2 protein-coding genes and 1 pseudogene are annotated in these 3,187 nt (G+C 65.9%); 2 read left to right on the top strand and 1 reads right to left on the bottom strand.

Annotated elements, in window-relative coordinates; all coding sequences use genetic code 11:
• Positions 1-166: pseudogene (locus WCE35_RS10990) on the bottom strand (MFS transporter); the annotation flags it as partial.
• Between the two features lie 129 nt (positions 167-295).
• On the opposite strand from WCE35_RS10990, the gene ggt reads away from it, so the two are divergent.
• Positions 296-2,041 carry a gamma-glutamyltransferase gene (ggt, locus tag WCE35_RS10985; protein ID WP_424593362.1) on the top strand — a complete coding sequence of 582 codons (1,746 nt, stop codon included), beginning with the start codon at positions 296-298 and terminating at the stop codon, positions 2,039-2,041.
• A gap of 43 nt (positions 2,042-2,084) precedes the next feature.
• Entirely contained in the window at positions 2,085-2,981 is an 897-nt protein-coding gene (locus WCE35_RS10980) for an SDR family oxidoreductase (RefSeq protein ID WP_424593361.1), read from the top strand.
• The last annotated feature ends 206 nt before the right edge of the window (positions 2,982-3,187 follow it).

Below are 3,187 nucleotides of genomic sequence, written 5' to 3'. Positions count from 1 at the left end.
CCGGCGCGACAATACTCGCGAAATACGGCGCGAACACAAAGGTCGTGATCAGCGTGAAGTAGGGCTGCGTGGCCCAATCGAACAAGATCCAGCTGATGACGGCGGCTCGGGGCGGATATTTTTCGGGAAGATCGGCGCCAGTTTTCTCCAGGACCGTCACCGCCATGCCGAAAATGTCCTTGCCAGATCACGAACAGGCGTTTTGCCTGCTTCATCCGGACCCCGTATAGCATGCGTCGATGACGCCAGCGTCTTTCGAAACCCCACACCAGCTCCAATTGCAGCGGATGTTTTGATGAGTTTCTTTGCAACCGAGTGGCGCAGGCTGTTCGCGGCAATCCTGGTAGTGGTCGCATGCGGGGCCGCGGCCGCGGCCCAGGAAGCGCGCCGCCCTTACACGCCGCCTGCCGCCGGCACCGTTCACGGCGTGCCTGCCGAATACGGCATGGTGGTGGCGCAGGAAAAACTCGCCGCGCAGATCGGCGCCGATATCTTGCGACAGGGCGGCAATGCCGTCGATGCCGCGGTCGCCACCGGCTTTGCCATGGCGGTGAGCTATCCGCGCGCCGGAAATATCGGCGGCGGCGGCTTCATGGTGCTCCATCTCGCGGAGCGTAACGAGGATATCGCGATCGACTATCGCGAGACCGCGCCTTCGGCGGCCACGCGCGACATTTTTCTCGGCGCCGACGGCAGGCCCGATATCGACAAGTCGCGCAATTCCGCGCTTGGCATCGGCGTGCCCGGCACCGTTGCCGGATTGGCGCTGGCGCTGGAGAAATACGGCTCCGGCAATTTCACGCTGGCGCAGATACTGAAGCCCGCGATCGAGCTGGCGCGGGACGGTTTTGTCGTCACCGACGACACCGCCGACACCTTGCCGGACATGTATCGCCGGATGGCGCGCTGGCCCAATTCGACCAAAGCCTTTTCCCGCACCGACGGTTCCCCGCTGCACGAAGGCGACCGGCTGATCCAGCCCGACCTCGCGGCGACGCTGGCCGCGATCGCCGGGCAGGGCGCGGGCGGATTCTATCAGGGACCGGTCGCGGAAAAGCTCGCCAGGGCCGTGAGCGACGCCGGCGGCATCATGACGCCGGAGGATTTGAAATCGTACCGGGCCGTCATCCGCACGCCGGTGCGCGGAAGCTATCGCGGCTATGACATCGTCTCGATGCCGCAACCCTCGTCGGGCGGCATCGTGCTGCTGGAGATACTGAATATTCTCGAGGGCTTTGCGATGGCGGACATGAAGCAGGGCTCGGCCGGCTCGCTCCATGTCATGATCGAGGCGATGAAGCGCGCCTATGCCGACCGTGCGCGCTATCTCGGCGATCCCGCCTTCGTCGACGCGCCGACCGTGGCCTTGATCGCCAAGGACTACGCCGCAAGACAGCGCGCCAGCATCGATCCTGCCCGCGCAACGCCGGCCGACGCGCTCGTGGCGGCGCCGCCGCGCGAGGGCAGCAACACCACGCATTATTCGGTGGTCGACAGCCGCGGCAACGCGGTCAGCAACACCTACACGCTCAATTTCCCCTACGGCGTCGGCCTCGTCGCCGAGGGCACCGGGGTGCTGCTCAACAACGAGCTCGACGATTTCACCGCAGCGCCCGGCGCCTCCAACGCCTTCGGCCTGGTCGGGTTCGAGGCCAACCTGCCTGGCCCGGGCAAACGGCCGTTGTCGTCGATGTCGCCGACCATCGTGCTGAAGGACGGCAAACCGGTGCTGGTGACGGGCTCGCCCGGCGGCAGCCGCATCATCTCCGCGGTCACGCAGGTGATCGTCGATGTCATCGACTACAGGATGGACATCGCCGCCGCGGTCGCGGCCCCGCGCGTGCACCATCAATGGCTGCCGGATCAGGCGCGGGTCGAGCGCGGTTTTCCGGAGGAGGTTCTGAGCGAGCTCAAGGCAATGGGCCATCAAGTGGTCGAGCCGCTTGGCCAGACCTCGGTCAATTCGATCTCCGTCACGCCCAGCGGCCTGCTCGGCGCACCCGATCCGCGAACCCGCGGCGCGGAGGCCGCGGGGCAATAGCACCAGAAGCACAATCGGCGTAACGACGGGGCAAGGAGGAAAGATGACATCCCTCAAAGGCAAGACGCTGTTCATTTCCGGCGCCAGCCGCGGCATCGGGCTTGCGATCGCCCTGCGCGCCGCGCGCGACGGCGCCAATGTCGCGATCGCCGCTAAAACCGCCGAGCCGCATCCAAAGCTGAAGGGCACCATCTACAGCGCCGCCGACGAAGTCCGCGCCGCCGGCGGCAAGGCGCTGCCGGTGCTCTGCGACATCCGGGACGAAGCCCAGGTGATCGGCGCGATCGAGCAGACCGTGGCCGAATTCGGCGGCATCGATATCTGTGTCAACAATGCCAGCGCCATCAGCCTCACCAATTCGCAGATGACCGACATGAAGCGGTTCGACCTGATGATGGGGATCAATACCCGCGGCACCTTCATGGTGTCGAAATATTGCATCCCGCATCTGAAGAAGGCGGCGAACCCGCACATCCTGATGCTGTCGCCGCCGCTCGACATGAAAGCCAAATGGTTCGAGCATTCCACCGCCTACACCATGGCGAAATTCGGCATGAGCATGTGCGTGCTCGGCCTGTCCGGCGAGCTGAAATCCTCGGGCGTCGCCGTCAACGCGCTGTGGCCGCGCACCACGATCGCGACCGCCGCGGTCGGCAATCTGCTCGGCGGCGACGCCATGATGCGCGCGAGCCGCACGCCCGAGATCATGGGCGACGCGGCCTGCGTCATCTTCACAAAGCCGTCACGCGAGTTCACCGGCCAATTCTGCATCGATGACAAGGTGCTCTATGCCAGCGGCGTCCGCGACTTCGAGCGCTACCGCGTCGATCCCGCGGTGCCGCTGATGTCGGATTTCTTCGTGCCCGACGACGACACGCCGCCGCCCGGCGTCACCGTGCAGCCGCTGCCTTCGGTTGGCGGGGCGCAGCCGGCGCGCTAGACGGCGTTCGATCGGACGAGAGGGACCCGCGTGGGCTGGCAAAAATGGGGCGCCGTCGTGCTGGTACCGGCCGTGCTGCTCGCGGCGGGCGGCTATTTCCGTCCCGATCGCGCCATTCGCGTCGCGACCGGCCTGGTGGCCCACAATGTCTGCGCCAAGGCCTTGGTCTCCGGGCTCGATCCGCAAACGGCGTATTCGGAAACCGC

The organism is Bradyrhizobium sp., from assembly GCF_049691595.1.
Taxonomy (GTDB): Bacteria; Pseudomonadota; Alphaproteobacteria; order Rhizobiales; family Xanthobacteraceae; genus Bradyrhizobium.
This window is presented reverse-complemented; position numbering and strand designations above follow the sequence as displayed.

Coding starts and splice junctions, on each gene's coding strand:
- ggt (WP_424593362.1), top strand. CDS start 296: ATGAGTTTCTTTGCAACCGAGTGGCGCAGGCTGTTCGCGGCAATCCTG.
- WCE35_RS10980 (WP_424593361.1), top strand. CDS start 2,085: ATGACATCCCTCAAAGGCAAGACGCTGTTCATTTCCGGCGCCAGCCGC.